This is a genomic window from Halobellus sp. Atlit-38R (assembly GCF_003665925.1).
Taxonomy (GTDB): domain Archaea; phylum Halobacteriota; class Halobacteria; order Halobacteriales; family Haloferacaceae; genus Haloquadratum; species Haloquadratum inordinatus.
In genome coordinates this window covers 121,881-136,268 of record NZ_QXIJ01000007.1, presented here as the reverse complement: position 1 = coordinate 136,268, position 14,388 = coordinate 121,881, and the positions used below count along the sequence as shown (strand labels likewise).

At 66.3% G+C, this 14,388-nt stretch carries 19 protein-coding genes; 11 read left to right on the top strand and 8 right to left on the bottom strand.

Annotated features, from left to right (window positions below; all coding sequences use genetic code 11):
* Positions 1-39: 39 nt before the first annotated feature.
* Positions 40-498: a hypothetical protein gene (locus D3D02_RS11485; RefSeq protein ID WP_121570128.1), complete on the top strand. Its 459-nt coding sequence runs from the start codon at positions 40-42 to the stop codon at positions 496-498.
* A 58-nt stretch (positions 499-556) separates the two neighbouring features.
* Here D3D02_RS11485 and D3D02_RS11480 read toward each other — a convergent pair whose 3' ends face one another.
* Positions 557-1,132 carry a DUF1684 domain-containing protein gene (locus D3D02_RS11480; RefSeq protein WP_121570189.1) on the bottom strand — a complete coding sequence of 192 codons (576 nt, stop codon included), beginning with the start codon at positions 1,130-1,132 and terminating at the stop codon, positions 557-559.
* Positions 1,133-1,397: 265 nt separating this feature from the next.
* On the opposite strand from D3D02_RS11480, the gene epsC reads away from it, so the two are divergent.
* The 6 genes from epsC (at position 1,398) to yqeC (ending at position 7,133) form a co-directional block, all read left to right on the top strand.
* Entirely contained in the window at positions 1,398-2,264 is an 867-nt protein-coding gene (epsC, locus tag D3D02_RS11475) for a serine O-acetyltransferase EpsC (protein ID WP_121570127.1), read from the top strand.
* Positions 2,265-2,876: 612 nt separating this feature from the next.
* Entirely contained in the window at positions 2,877-3,485 is a 609-nt protein-coding gene (locus D3D02_RS11470; RefSeq protein ID WP_121570126.1) for a flavin reductase family protein, read from the top strand.
* Positions 3,482-4,741: a M20 family metallopeptidase gene (locus D3D02_RS11465; protein WP_121570125.1), complete on the top strand. Its 1,260-nt coding sequence runs from the start codon at positions 3,482-3,484 to the stop codon at positions 4,739-4,741. Before D3D02_RS11470 ends, D3D02_RS11465 begins: the two co-directional genes overlap by 4 nt.
* The gene (locus D3D02_RS11460; RefSeq protein WP_121570124.1) at positions 4,738-5,745 is read left to right on the top strand and encodes a DUF1611 domain-containing protein; all 1,008 of its coding nucleotides are present in this window, start codon (positions 4,738-4,740) and stop codon (positions 5,743-5,745) included. Before D3D02_RS11465 ends, D3D02_RS11460 begins: the two co-directional genes overlap by 4 nt.
* 166 nt (positions 5,746-5,911) lie before the next feature.
* Positions 5,912-6,283 (top strand): cyclic nucleotide-binding/CBS domain-containing protein, encoded by a 372-nt coding sequence (locus tag D3D02_RS11455; protein WP_199723070.1) that lies wholly within the window; start codon positions 5,912-5,914, stop codon positions 6,281-6,283.
* 112 nt (positions 6,284-6,395) lie between these two features.
* On the top strand, positions 6,396-7,133 hold the full coding sequence (gene yqeC / locus D3D02_RS11450; RefSeq protein ID WP_121570123.1) for a selenium cofactor biosynthesis protein YqeC: 738 nt from the start codon (positions 6,396-6,398) through the stop codon (positions 7,131-7,133).
* Positions 7,134-7,258: 125 nt separating this feature from the next.
* Here yqeC and D3D02_RS11445 read toward each other — a convergent pair whose 3' ends face one another.
* The gene (locus D3D02_RS11445; protein WP_121570122.1) at positions 7,259-7,873 is read right to left on the bottom strand and encodes a molybdenum cofactor guanylyltransferase; all 615 of its coding nucleotides are present in this window, start codon (positions 7,871-7,873) and stop codon (positions 7,259-7,261) included.
* Positions 7,874-7,984: 111 nt separating this feature from the next.
* On the opposite strand from D3D02_RS11445, the gene D3D02_RS11440 reads away from it, so the two are divergent.
* Positions 7,985-8,593 carry a hypothetical protein gene (locus D3D02_RS11440; protein WP_121570121.1) on the top strand — a complete coding sequence of 203 codons (609 nt, stop codon included), beginning with the start codon at positions 7,985-7,987 and terminating at the stop codon, positions 8,591-8,593.
* Positions 8,594-8,618: 25 nt separating this feature from the next.
* Here D3D02_RS11440 and D3D02_RS11435 read toward each other — a convergent pair whose 3' ends face one another.
* The 4 genes from D3D02_RS11435 to D3D02_RS11420 form a co-directional block, all read right to left on the bottom strand.
* Positions 8,619-9,854 (bottom strand): iron-containing alcohol dehydrogenase family protein, encoded by a 1,236-nt coding sequence (locus tag D3D02_RS11435; RefSeq protein WP_121570120.1) that lies wholly within the window; start codon positions 9,852-9,854, stop codon positions 8,619-8,621.
* Between the two features lie 32 nt (positions 9,855-9,886).
* Entirely contained in the window at positions 9,887-10,387 is a 501-nt protein-coding gene (locus D3D02_RS11430) for a hypothetical protein (RefSeq protein ID WP_121570119.1), read from the bottom strand.
* 76 nt (positions 10,388-10,463) lie between these two features.
* Positions 10,464-10,739, bottom strand: a complete 276-nt coding sequence (locus D3D02_RS11425) for a hypothetical protein (RefSeq protein WP_199723069.1) — start codon at positions 10,737-10,739, stop codon at positions 10,464-10,466.
* Positions 10,739-11,095 carry a helix-turn-helix domain-containing protein gene (locus tag D3D02_RS11420; RefSeq protein ID WP_121570118.1) on the bottom strand — a complete coding sequence of 119 codons (357 nt, stop codon included), beginning with the start codon at positions 11,093-11,095 and terminating at the stop codon, positions 10,739-10,741. The genes D3D02_RS11425 and D3D02_RS11420 overlap by 1 nt, the downstream gene beginning before the upstream one ends.
* A 142-nt stretch (positions 11,096-11,237) precedes the next feature.
* Between D3D02_RS11420 and D3D02_RS11415 the strand changes: the two genes are divergently transcribed.
* Positions 11,238-11,678, top strand: a complete 441-nt coding sequence (locus D3D02_RS11415) for a hypothetical protein (protein ID WP_121570117.1) — start codon at positions 11,238-11,240, stop codon at positions 11,676-11,678.
* On the top strand, positions 11,675-11,956 hold the full coding sequence (locus tag D3D02_RS11410) for a hypothetical protein (RefSeq protein WP_121570116.1): 282 nt from the start codon (positions 11,675-11,677) through the stop codon (positions 11,954-11,956). The genes D3D02_RS11415 and D3D02_RS11410 overlap by 4 nt, the downstream gene beginning before the upstream one ends.
* 68 nt (positions 11,957-12,024) lie before the next feature.
* Here the strand turns inward: D3D02_RS11410 and D3D02_RS11405 are convergent, their stop codons facing one another.
* Positions 12,025-12,573, bottom strand: a complete 549-nt coding sequence (locus D3D02_RS11405) for a hypothetical protein (RefSeq protein WP_121570115.1) — start codon at positions 12,571-12,573, stop codon at positions 12,025-12,027.
* Between the two features lie 3 nt (positions 12,574-12,576).
* Positions 12,577-13,314 (bottom strand): thioredoxin domain-containing protein, encoded by a 738-nt coding sequence (locus D3D02_RS11400; protein WP_199723068.1) that lies wholly within the window; start codon positions 13,312-13,314, stop codon positions 12,577-12,579.
* 136 nt (positions 13,315-13,450) lie between these two features.
* On the opposite strand from D3D02_RS11400, the gene D3D02_RS11395 reads away from it, so the two are divergent.
* The gene (locus D3D02_RS11395; RefSeq protein ID WP_121570114.1) at positions 13,451-14,359 is read left to right on the top strand and encodes an AEC family transporter; all 909 of its coding nucleotides are present in this window, start codon (positions 13,451-13,453) and stop codon (positions 14,357-14,359) included.
* Positions 14,360-14,388: the final 29 nt, after the last annotated feature.

Below are 14,388 nucleotides of genomic sequence, written 5' to 3'. Positions count from 1 at the left end.
GGGCGAACGTATTTATCTCTCGTTTGAGAATTTCCGGCTATGGGTCTCCGCCCCTCCCTCCAGGGCGTCGCCCGCACCGCGGGCGTCGTCGCAGCCCTCAGCGGTCTCGCTGGCGTACTCAGTATGCTCGGCGCGTTCGGTCCGATCTACTGCCGGACCGAACGAATGGCATCGAGCGACGGGACGAGCGCCGTCAGTCGCACCTGTGGCTCCGGGATCGACTACCTGCTCGGAAACGGCGGCGGCAACGCCGCCACGTTCTTCGCGTGGGCGATGGTGCTCCTCGCGGTTGTGGTCGTCGGCGTCGGAGCGGTTTGGACCGGCCGTCGTCGCCTGCTCTGGGGCACCGCCCTCGTCGGGACGGTCGTCTCGGTCATCGGACTGATGAGCATCGGCTGGTACTTCGTCCTCCCGACGGCGTGCCTCCTCCTCGCGGCGACGGCGCTCACGGGTCAAGCGCGACGCGCCCGCGACGACGACCGGTCAGCGAGCGCGTAGTGGTCGAAGGGCGCGTAATTCGCCCTCGAAAAGAGCCGTCAGCGGTGGCCGCAGTGCCTCAGTGATCGCCGTAGATGTCGGCCGGGAAGTCGCGTTCGCCGGCCTCGATCGGCACGTCGAGCCAGTTCGACGACGGCACGAGCGGGCACTCGTACGCCGGGTTGTACGCGCACGTCGGGTTGTACGCCCGGTTCAGGTCCAGCACCCAGGTGTCGTCGCCGATCTTGTTCTCCTCCGGTTCGAGATCGATGTACCGGCCGGCGCCGTAGGTCTCGTCGCCGCTCGTCGCATCGCGGAACGGCACCCACAGTCGATCGCTCCCGTCTGTCGGCTCGAAGGCGTCGAGCGATACCTCGTTGCCGTCGACCTCGAAGCGGAACTGGCCGACGCGGCGGTACGTCTGCTCGCCGTCGGCCGTGGTCTCGACGGTGACCGTCTCGGGGTCGTCGTAGCGTTCGAGCTCCAGTTCGTACCGATAGTCGGAATCGACTTCGTAGTAGTCGAGGCCGGGGAAGTCCGCACCGCGAAGTTCCGGCGGAATCGGCGAGCGCTGATTCTCACGGAAGTACCGCTCCTTCCGCTCTCGGTTCTGCTCTACGGCCTGCTTCCACGCGCGTTCGTCTTCTGGGTCCATTGATTTGAGTGAGAGAGGGTTGGTCGGTCGCGCAGTCACGTCGATATTGTGTGCACCGAACAAAAACACTTGTGCGGCCTGCGGTCGTCGGCGCACGACCGTGGGACTGGGGTGGGACACGCCCACGACGCCGAAAGGTGACACGACCGCGACGCCGAAACCAACTCCCCGCGCGAGCGCGTCGAGGAACTGGATTTCGAGCGCCAATAACGGCCTGTCTGTCGGCAAGCGCTACTATAATAGGCACCTGGCGACAATCGGCACTATGGAATACCGGTACGCCGGCGACGCCCACGAGCGGTTGTACGCCTCGTATCACGACGACACGGACCCGTTCCCGTCCAGCGTGACGGCGTGCTTCCCGGAGCGCGATCACTCCCGACGGGAGATCTCGCTGCTGCAGGAACTGTTCTTTCCGACCGCCTGGAACGCGCCCGAACTCGTCCGCGACGAACTGGCGATCGTCGATCGGCTCGACGAACTCGGGAGCCTCGTGAAGTCGGGCGTCTGCCCTTACTCGGACGGCCGGCCGAACGAGACCGTCGCGGCGCTGCTCGACAGCCTCCCCGAGATCCGCCGACTGCTGAAGAAGGACGTCGAGGCCGCGTACAAGGGTGACCCGGCAGCGAAGACGTATATGGAGATCATCCGGTCGTACCCCGGATTCCAGGCGATTATGATCCAGCGGGTCGCTCACGTGCTCTACGACATCGGCGCGGCCGAGTACGCCCGCGAACTGACCGAGTACGCGAAGACCCAGACGGGGATCGACATCCACCCCGGCGCGGAGATCGGCGAGTACTTCTTCATCGACCACGGCACCGGCGTCGTCATCGGCGAGACTGTGACCGTCGGCGAGTGGGTCCGCCTCTATCAGGACGTCACGCTCGGCGCGCTCCACTTCGAGGAGGAAGAGGGCGACGAACACGCGCTGAAGAAGGGCTACAAGCGACATCCCGACATCGGTGACCATGTCGTCATCGGCGCCGGAACCAAGGTACTCGGCGCGATCGAGGTCGGCGACCACGTCAGCATCGGCGCGAACTCCTGGATCACCGAGGACATCCCCGACCAGACGAAGGTCTACATCAAAGACCATCCGACGCAGGAACGCAAGCGCTACGACGACTGACGTGGCGGCGCCGAGGCGTCGCCGCTGAGGAGGGAGAGTGCTCTCGGCGCCAGCGAAACCACGTGGATAAGAGTGACCTCCTCCACGGCCTGAAGGCCGTGGCATCCGGCCACCGGATGACCGGCCTGCCGAAACAGACCGTTCTGGTTCCAACCCGCACTCAGAGGGAACCGGCAGCATACCGGCGGAACTCTCGTTTTCGCCCTCGTTATAGGGCTGTGGCCCGGTCACGCAGGCCCCATCGGAATCGATGTCATTGCCGTGTGACGAACAGACCGCGTTCGTCACCGCCCCTTGTCTGTTGGGGGCCAGCATCTCACCGATTCCGTAGCAGTTTCTGGTAGGTTGGGCCACGGCAAAAACTTTCGGTCGGTCACCCAGTCCGACCACAGTCCGGTGGTTTTTCCCACAGAGTGTCCGCTTGACCCCCGCCTGTTCGCTCCTCGGTTCCGACAGCACGTCGGAACACTCGTCACTCACGGGAAGACGGGGGTGTGCGCTCGTATCTCTATCACCGAAACCGGTTTTTCCCGTGAATCACCGAAACCGGTTTTTCCCGTGAATCACCGAAACCGGTTTTTCCCGTGAGTGACATATTACGGCAGACCGCCGATGACTCTGTCCGACGATCCCGACCTCCGCGCGTTACAGCCCGACCAACCGTTCTTCGAGACGGTGTACACAGCGTCGCCCCTCGTGATCGTCGGCACGCGCGAACCCGATGGTTCAGGCGACCTCGCGCCGAAGCATATGGCCTTCCCGCTGGGGTGGTCGGACTACTTCGGGTTCGTCTGTACGCCCGCGCACAGCACGTACCAGAACGCCAAGCGGACGGGAGAGTTCACCGTCAGCTATCCCAGACCGGAGAACGTCCTCGAAGCCAGTCTGGCTGCCGGACCCCGGGACGACGACGGCTCGAAGCCCTCGCTGACCGAGATCGAGACGGTCGACGCCGACGCCGTCGACGCGCCCGCAGTGAAAGACGCTTACGCGGTACTGGAGTGTGAGCTGCTGCAGACCGTCGACAAGTTCGGTGAGAATGCGCTCGTGGCCGGCGAGATCGTGGGCAAGTACGTCCACAGCGACGCCTACCACGCCGCCGGCGAGGAGCCCGAATCGGTGCTCGAACGCGCGCCGGTGATGACGTATCTCTATCCCGACCGCTTCGCGAGCGTCAGCGAGACGCAGGCGTTCCCGTTCCCGGAGGGGTTCGAGAAATGACTGCATCTGCATCAAACCACGACGGGCCCGTCGAGCAACGAATCGAAGACTGGGTAGGAGGCCACCGCGACGACGTCGCCGAGCACCTCCTCGACCTGGTCGAGATCGAGACGCCGAGTGAGAACCCCGAGACGTTCGACGCGTTTTTCGACCGACTCGGGGACGACTTCCGGGAGGCGGGCTTAGAGACCGAGCGCTCCCCCGGCGGGGAGACAGGCGGGCGACTGGAGGCGTGGACGCCCGACCGAGAGCCCGCCGACGAGATCCAGCTCGTGCTCGGGCACGCGGACACGGTCTGGCCGCTCGGGACGATCGACGAGGACCCGCCGGAGCGTCGGACGGACGTGCTCGAAGGTCCGGGCGCGCTGGATATGAAGGGCGGGCTGACCCAGGCGGTGTTCGCGCTGCGCGCCCTCGATTCGCTCTCGCTGGAGCCGTCGCTGCCGGTGCACGTGCTCGTCTCCAGCGACGAGGAGATCGGCAGCCCCGAGTCCAAAGCGCGCATCCGCGAACTCGCAGAGCAGGCCAACCGGGTTTTCGTGCTCGAACCCGCGAGCGGTCCCGAGGGCAAAATCAAGATCGCGCGGAAGGCAGTCGGCCGCTTCACGGTGACGATCGAGGGCAAAGCGGCGCACGCCGGCATCGAACCCGAGGAGGGCGCGAGCGCGACCGAGGAACTCGGGAACGTCATCCAACGACTCCACGAACTCACCGATATCGACTCCGGAGTCACCGTGAACGTGGGCCAGGTGGAGGCCGGACTCCGCCCGAACGTCGTCGCGCCGGGGGCGAAGGCCGTGGTCGACGTGCGCGCCCCGACCGAGGAGGCCGCCACGGCCGTTGAGGAACAGATACGGTCGCTGGAGGCGTCGACGCCCGGCACCACGCTCACGATCGATGGCGGATTCGGTCGGCCGCCGATGGAGTTGACGCCGGGCAACCGGTTGCTCTGGGAGCGCGTGCAGGCGATCGGGCGGCGGTTCGGATTCGATCTGGAAGGAACTCGCTCGGGCGGAGCCAGCGACGGCAACGACGCCAGCCAGTACGCGCCGACGATCGATGGCTTCGGGGCCGTCGGCGACGGCGCCCACCAGACGTTCGAGTACGTCGACCTCGACGCGCTCGCGGATCGGGTCGCGCTGCTGACGAGTTGCCTGCTCGACGAGCCGCTTCCTGACGACCCTGCAGAGTACATAGACGGGAACGAAGGGACCGCGAAAGGAGCCAGCGAGAACGACGACGGGGGCAACCGATGAACGCAGACGTGCACGCGTCCGTGACGCGGATCGCGGACCTCGAAGACCGAGAGTACGACGTCGAAGAGCGGCCACAGTCAGCGTGGGAGACCGGCGACTACGTGCTCGCGCGCGTCACCCGCCGGCCCGCGCCCGAGGCCCGACTGGAGAATCCACAGGGTCGCCGCGTCGAGTTGATAGAGGGAGAGACCATCGTCGGCGCGCTCGGCACGCGACGGGCGACCCGCGGGTTCGTCGGCGGCTGGGAGGACGTCGGCGACGACGGACAGATGGACATCTTGACCGGCGGCGGCGTCCTCGGGCGCGCCACGTCCGTCTCGGCGTACGCCCCGTCGCCGATCGAGATCGAATACGAGGGCCACGTCGTGATCGACGAGGAGGTCGTACGAATGCGGGACTACCGGATCGACGCGCCGCAGGCCGAACTCGACACGCCCGTCATCCTCGTCCTCGGGACGAGTATGTCCGCGGGCAAGACGTTGAGCGCCCGCGTGATCATCCGCGTCCTAATCGAGCAGGGATACGAGGTCGCAGGCTGTAAACTGACGGGCGCGGGGACGTACAACGACGCGCTCTCGATGAGCGTCGCGGGTGCGGAATCCGTGTACGACTTCGTCGACGCCGGCCTCCCGACGACGGTCGTCCCCGAGGAGACCTTCCGGGAGTCGATCCAGTCGGTTCTGAGTCGCATCCAGGAGCGGCAGGCCGACGTGATCGTCGCGGAGGTCGGCGCGAGCCCGCTCGAACCGTACAACGGAGCGGCCGCGGTCGATCTGCTCGACGATCAGGTCGCGTTCACGCTGCTGTGTGCGTCGGATCCCTACGCCGTCGTCGGAATCGAGGAGGCGTTCGGACATTCGCCCGATCTCGTGGCGGGCATCGCGACGAACACGACCGCAGGCATCAACTTAGTCGAGAAACTCACCGACTGCCCGGCGCTGAATTTACAGAACGAGACGGCCAAGGGTCCGCTCCGGCATATGCTCTCGGACGCGTTGCCCTGAGCGCGAGCGAGGAGTGATAATGATTACTCTCGTCTCTTACCGCCGACCATCGCCACCGGGAGTGGCGCTCGGCGGTACACAGTGAGAGTAATCACTATGAGAGACCGCCAAAACGTGGCGCGTCTGTGACGAAAGGTCAAAATCCCCGGTGGTCGTTTGGAAGGGTATGGCAACTGGGCAGACGCTTGTCGAAGACGTGATGTCGAAACCGATCGAGACGATCAGTCCGGACGCGACGCTGGTCGAGGCGGCCAAAGCGATGCGCGAGAAGGATATCAACGCGCTGCTCGTCCCGACGACCGAAATCGCGATCGTCACGAGCACCGACGTTCTGGATGCGATCGCCAACGATCACGACCCCGCCGAAACGTCCGTTCGTGAGGTGATGACCGAGTCCGTCGAGACGGTACCGCCGGAACTTCGCCTGACGGAGGCCGCGGCGATGATGGAGAACTTCGGCATCAGTCACCTGCCGGTCGTCGACGACGACCCCGTTGGGATGGTCTCCTCGACGGACATCGCCGCACAACTTTCGTAACCGGCCGAAGCGTCGCTGGGGTGGGGGCGTGCAGCACTACAATCCAGCCGTCGATCCCGCGGCCGACCGAGCGAAGCGCACGATTGATCATCCCACACCGAGAGAACCGTGTATGGACATCGTCACAGCACTCGACGCGGCAACGGGGACGACCTGCGTCGTCGGCGCAGGCGGTAAGAAGACGACGATGAAGACCCTCGCCGATCGGCTCGACCGATCGATCGTCACCGCGACGGTTCGCATCCCGATTTTCGACGAGTGGGTCGACCGCGTCGCGGTCACGCCTGATCCGGTCGACGCCGTCCGCTCGCAGATCGAACGCGAGGGTGACGGTGAGTGGGCACTCGGCGTCGTGCCCGAACGGGAGCGCGAAGACCGATACTACGGCTACGACCCGGAAGAAATCGACCGCCTAAGCGAGTTCGACCTTCCCGTGTTCGTCAAGGCCGACGGCGCGCGGATGCGGAAGTTCAAAGCGCCCGACGAACACGAGCCGCGACTGCCGAGAACAGCGGACACGGTGGTGTCGATCGCGAGCGCGCACGTCGTTGGCGAACCGCTCTCCGAGGAGATCGTCCACCGGGTCGACGAGGTCGCCAGGCTCACCGGACTGGAGCCCGGCGATGAGATCACCCCGGCCGACGTCGCGACGGTGCTCGCGAGCGACGAGGGCGGACGGAAGGGGCTTCCGGACGGCGCGACGATGATTCCGCTACTCAACATGGTCGACGACGAGAGTCTCGAAGCGACGGCCCGCGAGATCGCCGCGGAGATCCACGAACGAGTCGACGTCCCGCACGTCGTGCTCGCGGAGATGCGCGCCGACGAGCCCCTCGTCGACATCGTCTGATAGGGATTATCGTAACTGTTCGGGGATTCTCGCCGTACCGTCCAGCGAGAAATCTATGCGGACTTACGATAGTCCCTATGAGAAGATCGTTAGACCCTTCCGCCGAGTTAGCCGGGACCTCGGGGTCACTCATCGCGCAGGCGTTCGGTCGCCGTCGCGAACTCTTCGGGCGTATTGACGTTCTCGAAGGTGTCGAGCGACGCGACCCGTTCGATCTCGGTCGCGTCGACGACGACGTCGTCGAGTTCCGAGAGCGGCGCGACGATGCGGTGCTCGCCGCGGTCGAGCGCGCGTCGACAGGCGGCGGCCATCGGTTCGGTCCGGTAGACAGCCTGGGTCGTCTGATACCACTCGTCGGGACGCGGGACGGCGGCGTCGCGTCCTGCGGCCCGCTCGAAGAGGTACGCGGCGAAGTCGGGATCGACGAACGGCATATCGCAGGCGACGACGAACGCGTACTCGGCCGAGACCGCTTCGAGACCGCGCGCGATGCCGGCCATCGGTCCCTCGTCGGGGTCGCGGTCGACCGCGAACGTCGCGTCGAAGTCGCTCCCGGCCAGCGCGTCGGCGATCGGATCGACCTGCTCGGCGCGGCAGTTGATCACCACCTCGTCGACGACCGGCGCGATCCGATCGACGACGCGGCGGATCATCGGCGTCCCGGCGAGGTCGGCAACGGCCTTGTCGCGGTCGCCGAACCGCGTCGAGCGACCGCCGGCGAGAACGAGTGCTGCGGGCATACGCGGCAGTATCCGGGCAGGACTGAAGAAGGTGGCGCGGAAACAGCATCAAAGACAGACCGGAGACCGACAGCGGAGCGCATATATCCGCCCAGAAAGTCCTCTCGGACGATGCGGGAGGACGAACTGGCGACGGCCCTGATCGAACACTTCGAGGCCGCCTTCGACGACCCCGAGGTCCGCCTCGAAGAGCCCTACGACCACTACGGCAACCGGGGCGTCGTGGACGTGTACGCCCGCACGTCGCCGCCCGAGCGCGTCTCGTACCTCGCCGAGTTGAAGGCCGATCCGGCAGTCCGGATGGCGTCGGGAGCCAACGAGATCCTCAGGCAGTACCGCCGGATGGAGCGGTACTTCTACGCCGACGAGACCCACGACCTCCGGACGCGACTCGGCCGCGACGGTCCCGGCCTCCACCTGCTTTTGCTCTTTGCCCCCACGAAACGGTGTGTCGAGCACGTCTTCGAGAACCGCCGGCTCTACGGCTCGATCGATCCCGACCTGGCCGTCGACGGCGTCGCCGCCGAGCGGAAGGTCGCGTTTCTCGTGAACTTAGACGCGGCCCAGACGGGCGGCCTCGGATTCCTCTCGGTCAACGGCGAGGTCGAGATCGACGATCCCGCGTTTCGTCGGGCCGTCCCGACGGAGTCGCGACTGGCCGACGCGTTCCGCGAGGCCGAGATCGAATCCGACGCCACCCACGGAACTGAGAACAGTTGAGCGCGACCACGCGCACGACAGTGGACTACCACGCGCGTTCGAGAATTGCTGCGATTTCAGCGACGCTCGGGTCGACGCCGTCGGGCGCGACCCCCAGCAGGTCGTCGGCGTGGATCGCGTCGGCGATCTCGGGGAAGTCCCCCTGCGCGACGCCCTCGACGTCGCGGAGGCGGCCCGGCAGGCCGAGTTCGTCGCGAACGGCCGCGACGGCGTCGACGATCGCCTCGGCCACGACGTCGGCCGGCCGTCCGGCCACGTCGAGACCGAGCGCCTCCGCGATGAGATCCCGGCGACCGTCGACCTCGCTGAAGACGTAGCGCAGGACGTGGGGAGCGACGATGCCGTGGATCGTGCCCTGGTGAACGTCGTAGCCGTGCGAGAAGCCGTGGCCGAACGCGTGGACGATCGACGCCCGGTAGCCTTCAGCGCCGGCGAGACCGTACTGGACGGCCACGATGCCGGCGAGAGCGTCGGAAAGGCGGTCAGCGTCCATCGGGTCCTCGCGGATTGTCCCAAGACCCGAGCGGAGCAATCGAAGTCCGCGCGCGGCCGTCCCGTCGGTGATCGGAGTCGAAAGCGGGGAGTAGAGCATTTCGAGTCCTTTGTCGAAGCCGTTCATCGCCGACGCGGCGAGGACGGACTGCGGGGTCGTCCGGTAGAGATCGGCGTCGTAAAACAGCGCGTCGGGCATCAGCCGCGGGTCGCGCACGCCTCCACTCGGAGGGCCGTCGTCCGCCTGTTCACCGTCGAGGTCGGCGTCGCGATCCAGAGTGAGCGTCACGCCAGCGAGATCTGAGAGGTCCGCGCCGGCGAGTGTCGTCGGGACGGCGACGATCGGGAGGGGATCACCGTCGGTCGCGACAGGCAAGTCCCCGGTCTCGACGGCGTCCCGAGCGACGGCAGCCGCCGAGTCCCCGTGCGACGAGAGCGCGGCGAGGACTTTCGCCGTGTCGAGCGTGCTCCCGCCGCCGACGGCGACGACGGCGTCGGCACCCTCCGTTCGGGCTCGTTCGAGGCCCGCGAGCGCCGTCCCGAGCGTCTTCGCGGGCGTCGTCTCGGGGAACTCCGCGACCAGGCGGTCGCCGAGACCTTTCCGGATCGGATCGACGACGGCCGGCGTCGTCCCGACGGTCCGCCCGCTGACGAGCATCGCGCTGTCGAGGTCCTGGCGTTCGAATTCCGTTCCCAGTTGGTCGACACAACCCGCGCCGACGGCGATTCGACCGGGGCGAAAGTCGAACGTGAATCCCTCTGGGTCCATTGTCCGAGTATACACACCGGGCCCAAAAAGACCTAGTCGAACCGGACGTCCGCGTTGGCGTCGCGGCCGAGGTCGAGATCCAGGTCCGGCGAGTCCAGGATGTGGTAGTAGACGGCTCGCTTGTTCGTTCCCGACTCCGCACAGAGCCGATCGACCGCCGCGGCCGTGAGCCGGGGACCGACCTCCTGTAGCAGGTCGTGAAACGACGCGGAGTAGCGCGGGAGTTCGTCCGCCGTACGGGCGATCAGTCCCTCGGCGACGAGGTCGTCGAGTACGATCTCGAAGTCGGGTTCCGTGGCCAGGGCGTCGGAGTGGATGCCGTACTCCGGGTGGTTCTCGAATCGGTAGTAGTGGTCCGGGGCGCTCCGAAGCGAGCCGTCGTCCGCGAGGAACTCGTACACCTGTTCGTGGACATTGTCGAGCGCTTCCGGGTCCGGAACGTCGAGGTCGGCACCGTAGCGCCAGAGCAGCGCCTCGATCAGTTCGGGATCGACGTCGTACGCTTCGAGTAACTCCCTGGCCCGGTCCGTCATACCGACACGTCGCGGCCGTTTCAGATAAACGTAGGGTCGCAGGACCGGCGTCGCTCTCCATCGGCCGGTGACGGCGTCACTCCGTGTCCACCGTCAGCGACGCCAGTACTAGTAGCATTCCACTGGAGACGATGAGCGCCTGCACGAGGGCCGCCGAGAGGAGAGACGTGTCGAACATACGATAGATGAGGCCCTCACAGATCGCGCCGATCCCGATGAACACGAAGCCGGCCGAGACGTAGAGCATCGGACTGCTCGAACTGCGCTGATAACCGTGATACGCCAGGTACGCGACGAGCAGGCTGAGCACGAGGGTGATCAGTTTGACGACCAGGATCGGCGGGTCGATCATTATGTGCTGTCTCGGATGTCGTTCCACAGCGACGTGAAGTTGTCCGCGAGGTCGTCACGCGTCTCGATCGACAGCGAGAGGTCGCCGTCGACGACTTCGACGTGGATCGATTCGAGCGTCGTCTCGAAGCGGCGCCGGTGTGAGCCGTCCGCGCCGACGGTCGACTGCTCGTCGATGAGGTCGTGTTCCTGGAGCGTTTCGAGCCGGCGATAGACCGTCGAGAGGGAGGCGTCACAGACCTCCCGGAGTTCCTTGGCCGTTCGCGGCTCCCGATCGGCCGCGAGGAGGATTCGCCGCGCGTACTCGTCCGCAAGCAGCTCGAAGATGGGCGCGTTCGCGCTCTTTCCCCACTCCATATCGGCCGTATTTCGGCCAGATGCAAAGCATCGACGGTTCGGCGTGTCGGCGGTGACGAACGGAGACGTCGGCCGCGGCGTTTTCTCCGGCGGTGCAAAAAGCCGGGGCGTTTTATGTGGTCCGTATCGGAGAGTGGGTGATATGAACCGATCGCGAACGCGGATCGCCAAATCGGCGGTGGTCGGCGCCGGCTCGTTCGTCCTCTTCGGCGTCGTCACCGGTCTGATCCCCAATCCGCTCTACGTACGGATGGTCCCGCGGACGCCGCTCGATTACCTGTTTCTCGCCCTCACCGCAGGCTTTCTCGGCCTCTACACGTTCCAGCGGACGCCCGCCAGCCAGCGCGAGGACGGGGCCGCGACCGCGAGCGCCGCCCTCGGGTTTCTCGCCTTCGGCTGTCCGATCTGCAACGCCCTGCTGCTCGCGCTGTTCAGCAGTTCGGCGCTGATGACCTACTTGGATCCGCTCAGACCACTGCTGGGCGTTGTGAGCGTCGCGTTCTTCGGCGGACTGCTGTACGTCCGCTCCCAGCGGACGTGTGAGGTCTGCGTCGACCAACCGTCGGGGTCGCCCTCGGAATGACCGGGCCGTCGTGTGAGGCCAGCGAAGACGAGAGCGCCGATTCGGACTCTCGCTGGTCGCTCCTCGGTCTCGGCGGCGCCGTGAGTCTCTGTTGTCTCTTCGCGGCACCGGCGGCCGGTGGCGCGGTGGGCGGGACGGTCGCCGGCGGCGCGACGGCTGCGTTCGGCGGTGGCGTCGTTCGGATTCTCGTCTCGGCGCTAACGGTCGGGCTCTTGGGGCTGGCCCTTCGGTATCGAGGCGGCTCGTGCGCGTGCGACCAGAACGCCGGCCGTGAGTGACGACCGAACGCCGGCCGTGAGTGACGAGTGCGCGACAGCCCAGCGTCGTACAGGGGCCGACGCCAGCGTTATTCTGACCCCGGCGCAGCAGGGATCGAGCACTGCCGCGGATCGCCGATTCGCGAGAGGTAGCCGAGAAGGAGGACGAGACCGCCCAGACGGAGCAGATTCCCGTGAAACGGCAACGTCGCGAGGGCGCCAACGAAGCCGAGAAGTCCGAGGACGCCGGCCCCACAGCTGGCACAGCCCGACGCGACGAGTCCCGGGAGGACGCTCGACAGCCCGCGAGCGCCGCGGACGCCGACGTAGCGAACGCGCCCGATCGCAGTCGTGAGCGCGATCCCGGTCACGACGGCGTAGACGACGATCAAGCCGAGTCCGAGCGCGCCGATCGTTTGGTAGGTGTTCGCGGTGAGCGCGAGCAGCGCGTCGTCGGCGTACGCGAGGTCGGCCCCGAGCATCTGCATCGTGTACGTCGGAAACGAACTCAACACGAGCAGGCAGTACGTCGCGGCCGCGACGGCGACCGTCCCGACCGTTCGCGCGGTGGACGTGAACGGATACGCCATCGCGGCGACGAATCGGCCGAGATGCGTGTCTTGTGGTGTCTCGGACATTTGTTAGGCGTTTCTGACCTTCGAGATGGCTTCGTCGAAGCGTTCGTACGGCTGTGCGCCGACCATCTGTCCCGCCGCGTTCGTCTGTCGGTTGTAGACGATGAACGCGGGCGAGCCCTGGATCCCGTACTGTCTGGCCTGCTGGACGTCCGTCTCGATGGACGCCTCGATATCGTCGCGGCGCTCGCGCATACACGCGTCGACGGCGTCGGCGTCGATCCCGTCGACCTCTCGGGTGATGTCGAGGAGGTTCGCCCGCGACGCCCACTCGGAGTTCGAAGACGACTGCGCGTCGAAGACGGCCGAGTGCCACTCCCAGTAGCGGGCGGGCGTCTCCTCGCGGACGGTTCGCCAGACGCAGCGGTCCATCACGGCGGCCGTCATCGACGCCTCGCCGAGATAGGGATACTCGATGAACACGAACCGGATCGAGCCCGTCTCGATGTGGTTCTCGATCAGATCCGGCAGCGTATTTTGCTCGAAGCGCCGACAGAACGGGCACTGGTAGTCGCTCCAGTAGTACATATCGACCGACGCGTTCGACTCACCCATCACCGGGTGACCCTGGAGGTCGATACCGAATCCGGTAGTCTCTGAACTACTGTAGAGCGGAACGTCGGGCGGCGGCGACGACGCCGAATCGAGACGCGACGCCCCGTAGACGACGCCGCCGCCGGCGAGAATCGTCCCGATCCCGCCGAGGAGGGCGCGCCGCGTGGTCGGAGAGTCTGGCAGATCCATACTGCCAGTTCGGAGGACGAGGCATAAATCGCGTACGGCAATGTGCTGAGTCTGCAAACGAGGCACGCAAGGGATTGACAGGGCAACGGACGGTCGAGTCGAACAGCGTAAAACGCTCTGTGGACTCGACCTTCGTATGGAGGTCCTCGGCCGACTGCTCGGACTGCTCGTGCTCCTCCTGGTCGGGACCGGACTGCGTTTGTCGGGCGTCCTCGACACTCATCGGACGCAGCGTCTCAACGACGTCGCCTACTACGTCGCGCTGCCGGCGCTCATCTTCGTCTCGACGTACGACCGCGCGATCGACGAACTGCTCACGCCGGGACTGGTCGCCGGCTTGCTCGCAGTACTCTTCGCGACCGCCGGGGTCGCGTGGGGGCTCCACCGAAAGCGGTCCGCAGGCGGCCGCCAGAGCGTCGCCATCGTGCAGTCGTATCACTCGAACATCGGCTATCTGGGACTCCCGCTCGTCGCGGCGACGTTCGACGAGCAGGTCACCGCGATCGCGAGCGTCGTCCTCGGCGTGATGTCGCTGACGCAGGTGCCGCTCACTGTCGTCGTCCTCACCGCGATCAACGAGGCGGACGCCTCCCTCGGCGACGAACTGAACCGCCTCATCCGCAATCCCGTCCTCGCGACGCTCATCGCGGGCCTGACGATCGGATCGCTCGGACTGCCGGTTCCAGCGACCGTCACCGCCGGCCTCGACGTGCTCGGGACGCTCGCGCTGCCGATCGCGCTCCTGTGTGTCGGTGCGTCGCTGCAGATCGATATGCCCAACGTCGATCTCGGCGCGACCGGGAGCGTCGTCGCACTGAAGATCGCACTGATGCCGGCGCTCGGTTGGCTCGTCTTCTCGCTGCTGTCGGTCGAGGCCGCCACGTTCACGGCCGCGATCGTGATGCTCGGAACCCCGACCGCGGTGTCGACGTACGTGTTCGCGACGGAACTCGGTGGCGACGCGGAGTTCGCCTCGCTGAACGTGTTTCTCACGACGCTCGCGTCGGTCGGCTCGCTGTTCGTGCTCATCCGGGCCGTCGGATAGCGTAGCGCCGCATCGCTATAGTAGCGTTG

Excerpts from the sequence above, each read along its gene's own strand:
- epsC (WP_121570127.1), top strand. The coding sequence starts at position 1,398 with ATGGAATACCGGTACGCCGGCGACGCCCACGAGCGGTTGTACGCCTCG.
- D3D02_RS11455 (WP_199723070.1), top strand. The coding sequence starts at position 5,912 with ATGGCAACTGGGCAGACGCTTGTCGAAGACGTGATGTCGAAACCGATC.
- D3D02_RS11470 (WP_121570126.1), top strand. The coding sequence starts at position 2,877 with ATGACTCTGTCCGACGATCCCGACCTCCGCGCGTTACAGCCCGACCAA.
- D3D02_RS11395 (WP_121570114.1), top strand. The coding sequence starts at position 13,451 with ATGGAGGTCCTCGGCCGACTGCTCGGACTGCTCGTGCTCCTCCTGGTC.
- D3D02_RS11410 (WP_121570116.1), top strand. The coding sequence starts at position 11,675 with ATGACCGGGCCGTCGTGTGAGGCCAGCGAAGACGAGAGCGCCGATTCG.
- D3D02_RS11405 (WP_121570115.1), bottom strand. The coding sequence starts at position 12,573 with ATGTCCGAGACACCACAAGACACGCATCTCGGCCGATTCGTCGCCGCG.
- yqeC (WP_121570123.1), top strand. The coding sequence starts at position 6,396 with ATGGACATCGTCACAGCACTCGACGCGGCAACGGGGACGACCTGCGTC.
- D3D02_RS11425 (WP_199723069.1), bottom strand. The coding sequence starts at position 10,739 with ATGATCGACCCGCCGATCCTGGTCGTCAAACTGATCACCCTCGTGCTC.
- D3D02_RS11440 (WP_121570121.1), top strand. The coding sequence starts at position 7,985 with ATGCGGGAGGACGAACTGGCGACGGCCCTGATCGAACACTTCGAGGCC.
- D3D02_RS11445 (WP_121570122.1), bottom strand. The coding sequence starts at position 7,873 with ATGCCCGCAGCACTCGTTCTCGCCGGCGGTCGCTCGACGCGGTTCGGC.
- D3D02_RS11485 (WP_121570128.1), top strand. The coding sequence starts at position 40 with ATGGGTCTCCGCCCCTCCCTCCAGGGCGTCGCCCGCACCGCGGGCGTC.
- D3D02_RS11465 (WP_121570125.1), top strand. The coding sequence starts at position 3,482 with ATGACTGCATCTGCATCAAACCACGACGGGCCCGTCGAGCAACGAATC.
- D3D02_RS11460 (WP_121570124.1), top strand. The coding sequence starts at position 4,738 with ATGAACGCAGACGTGCACGCGTCCGTGACGCGGATCGCGGACCTCGAA.
- D3D02_RS11400 (WP_199723068.1), bottom strand. The coding sequence starts at position 13,314 with ATGGATCTGCCAGACTCTCCGACCACGCGGCGCGCCCTCCTCGGCGGG.
- D3D02_RS11420 (WP_121570118.1), bottom strand. The coding sequence starts at position 11,095 with ATGGAGTGGGGAAAGAGCGCGAACGCGCCCATCTTCGAGCTGCTTGCG.
- D3D02_RS11480 (WP_121570189.1), bottom strand. The coding sequence starts at position 1,132 with ATGGACCCAGAAGACGAACGCGCGTGGAAGCAGGCCGTAGAGCAGAAC.
- D3D02_RS11435 (WP_121570120.1), bottom strand. The coding sequence starts at position 9,854 with ATGGACCCAGAGGGATTCACGTTCGACTTTCGCCCCGGTCGAATCGCC.
- D3D02_RS11430 (WP_121570119.1), bottom strand. The coding sequence starts at position 10,387 with ATGACGGACCGGGCCAGGGAGTTACTCGAAGCGTACGACGTCGATCCC.
- D3D02_RS11415 (WP_121570117.1), top strand. The coding sequence starts at position 11,238 with ATGAACCGATCGCGAACGCGGATCGCCAAATCGGCGGTGGTCGGCGCC.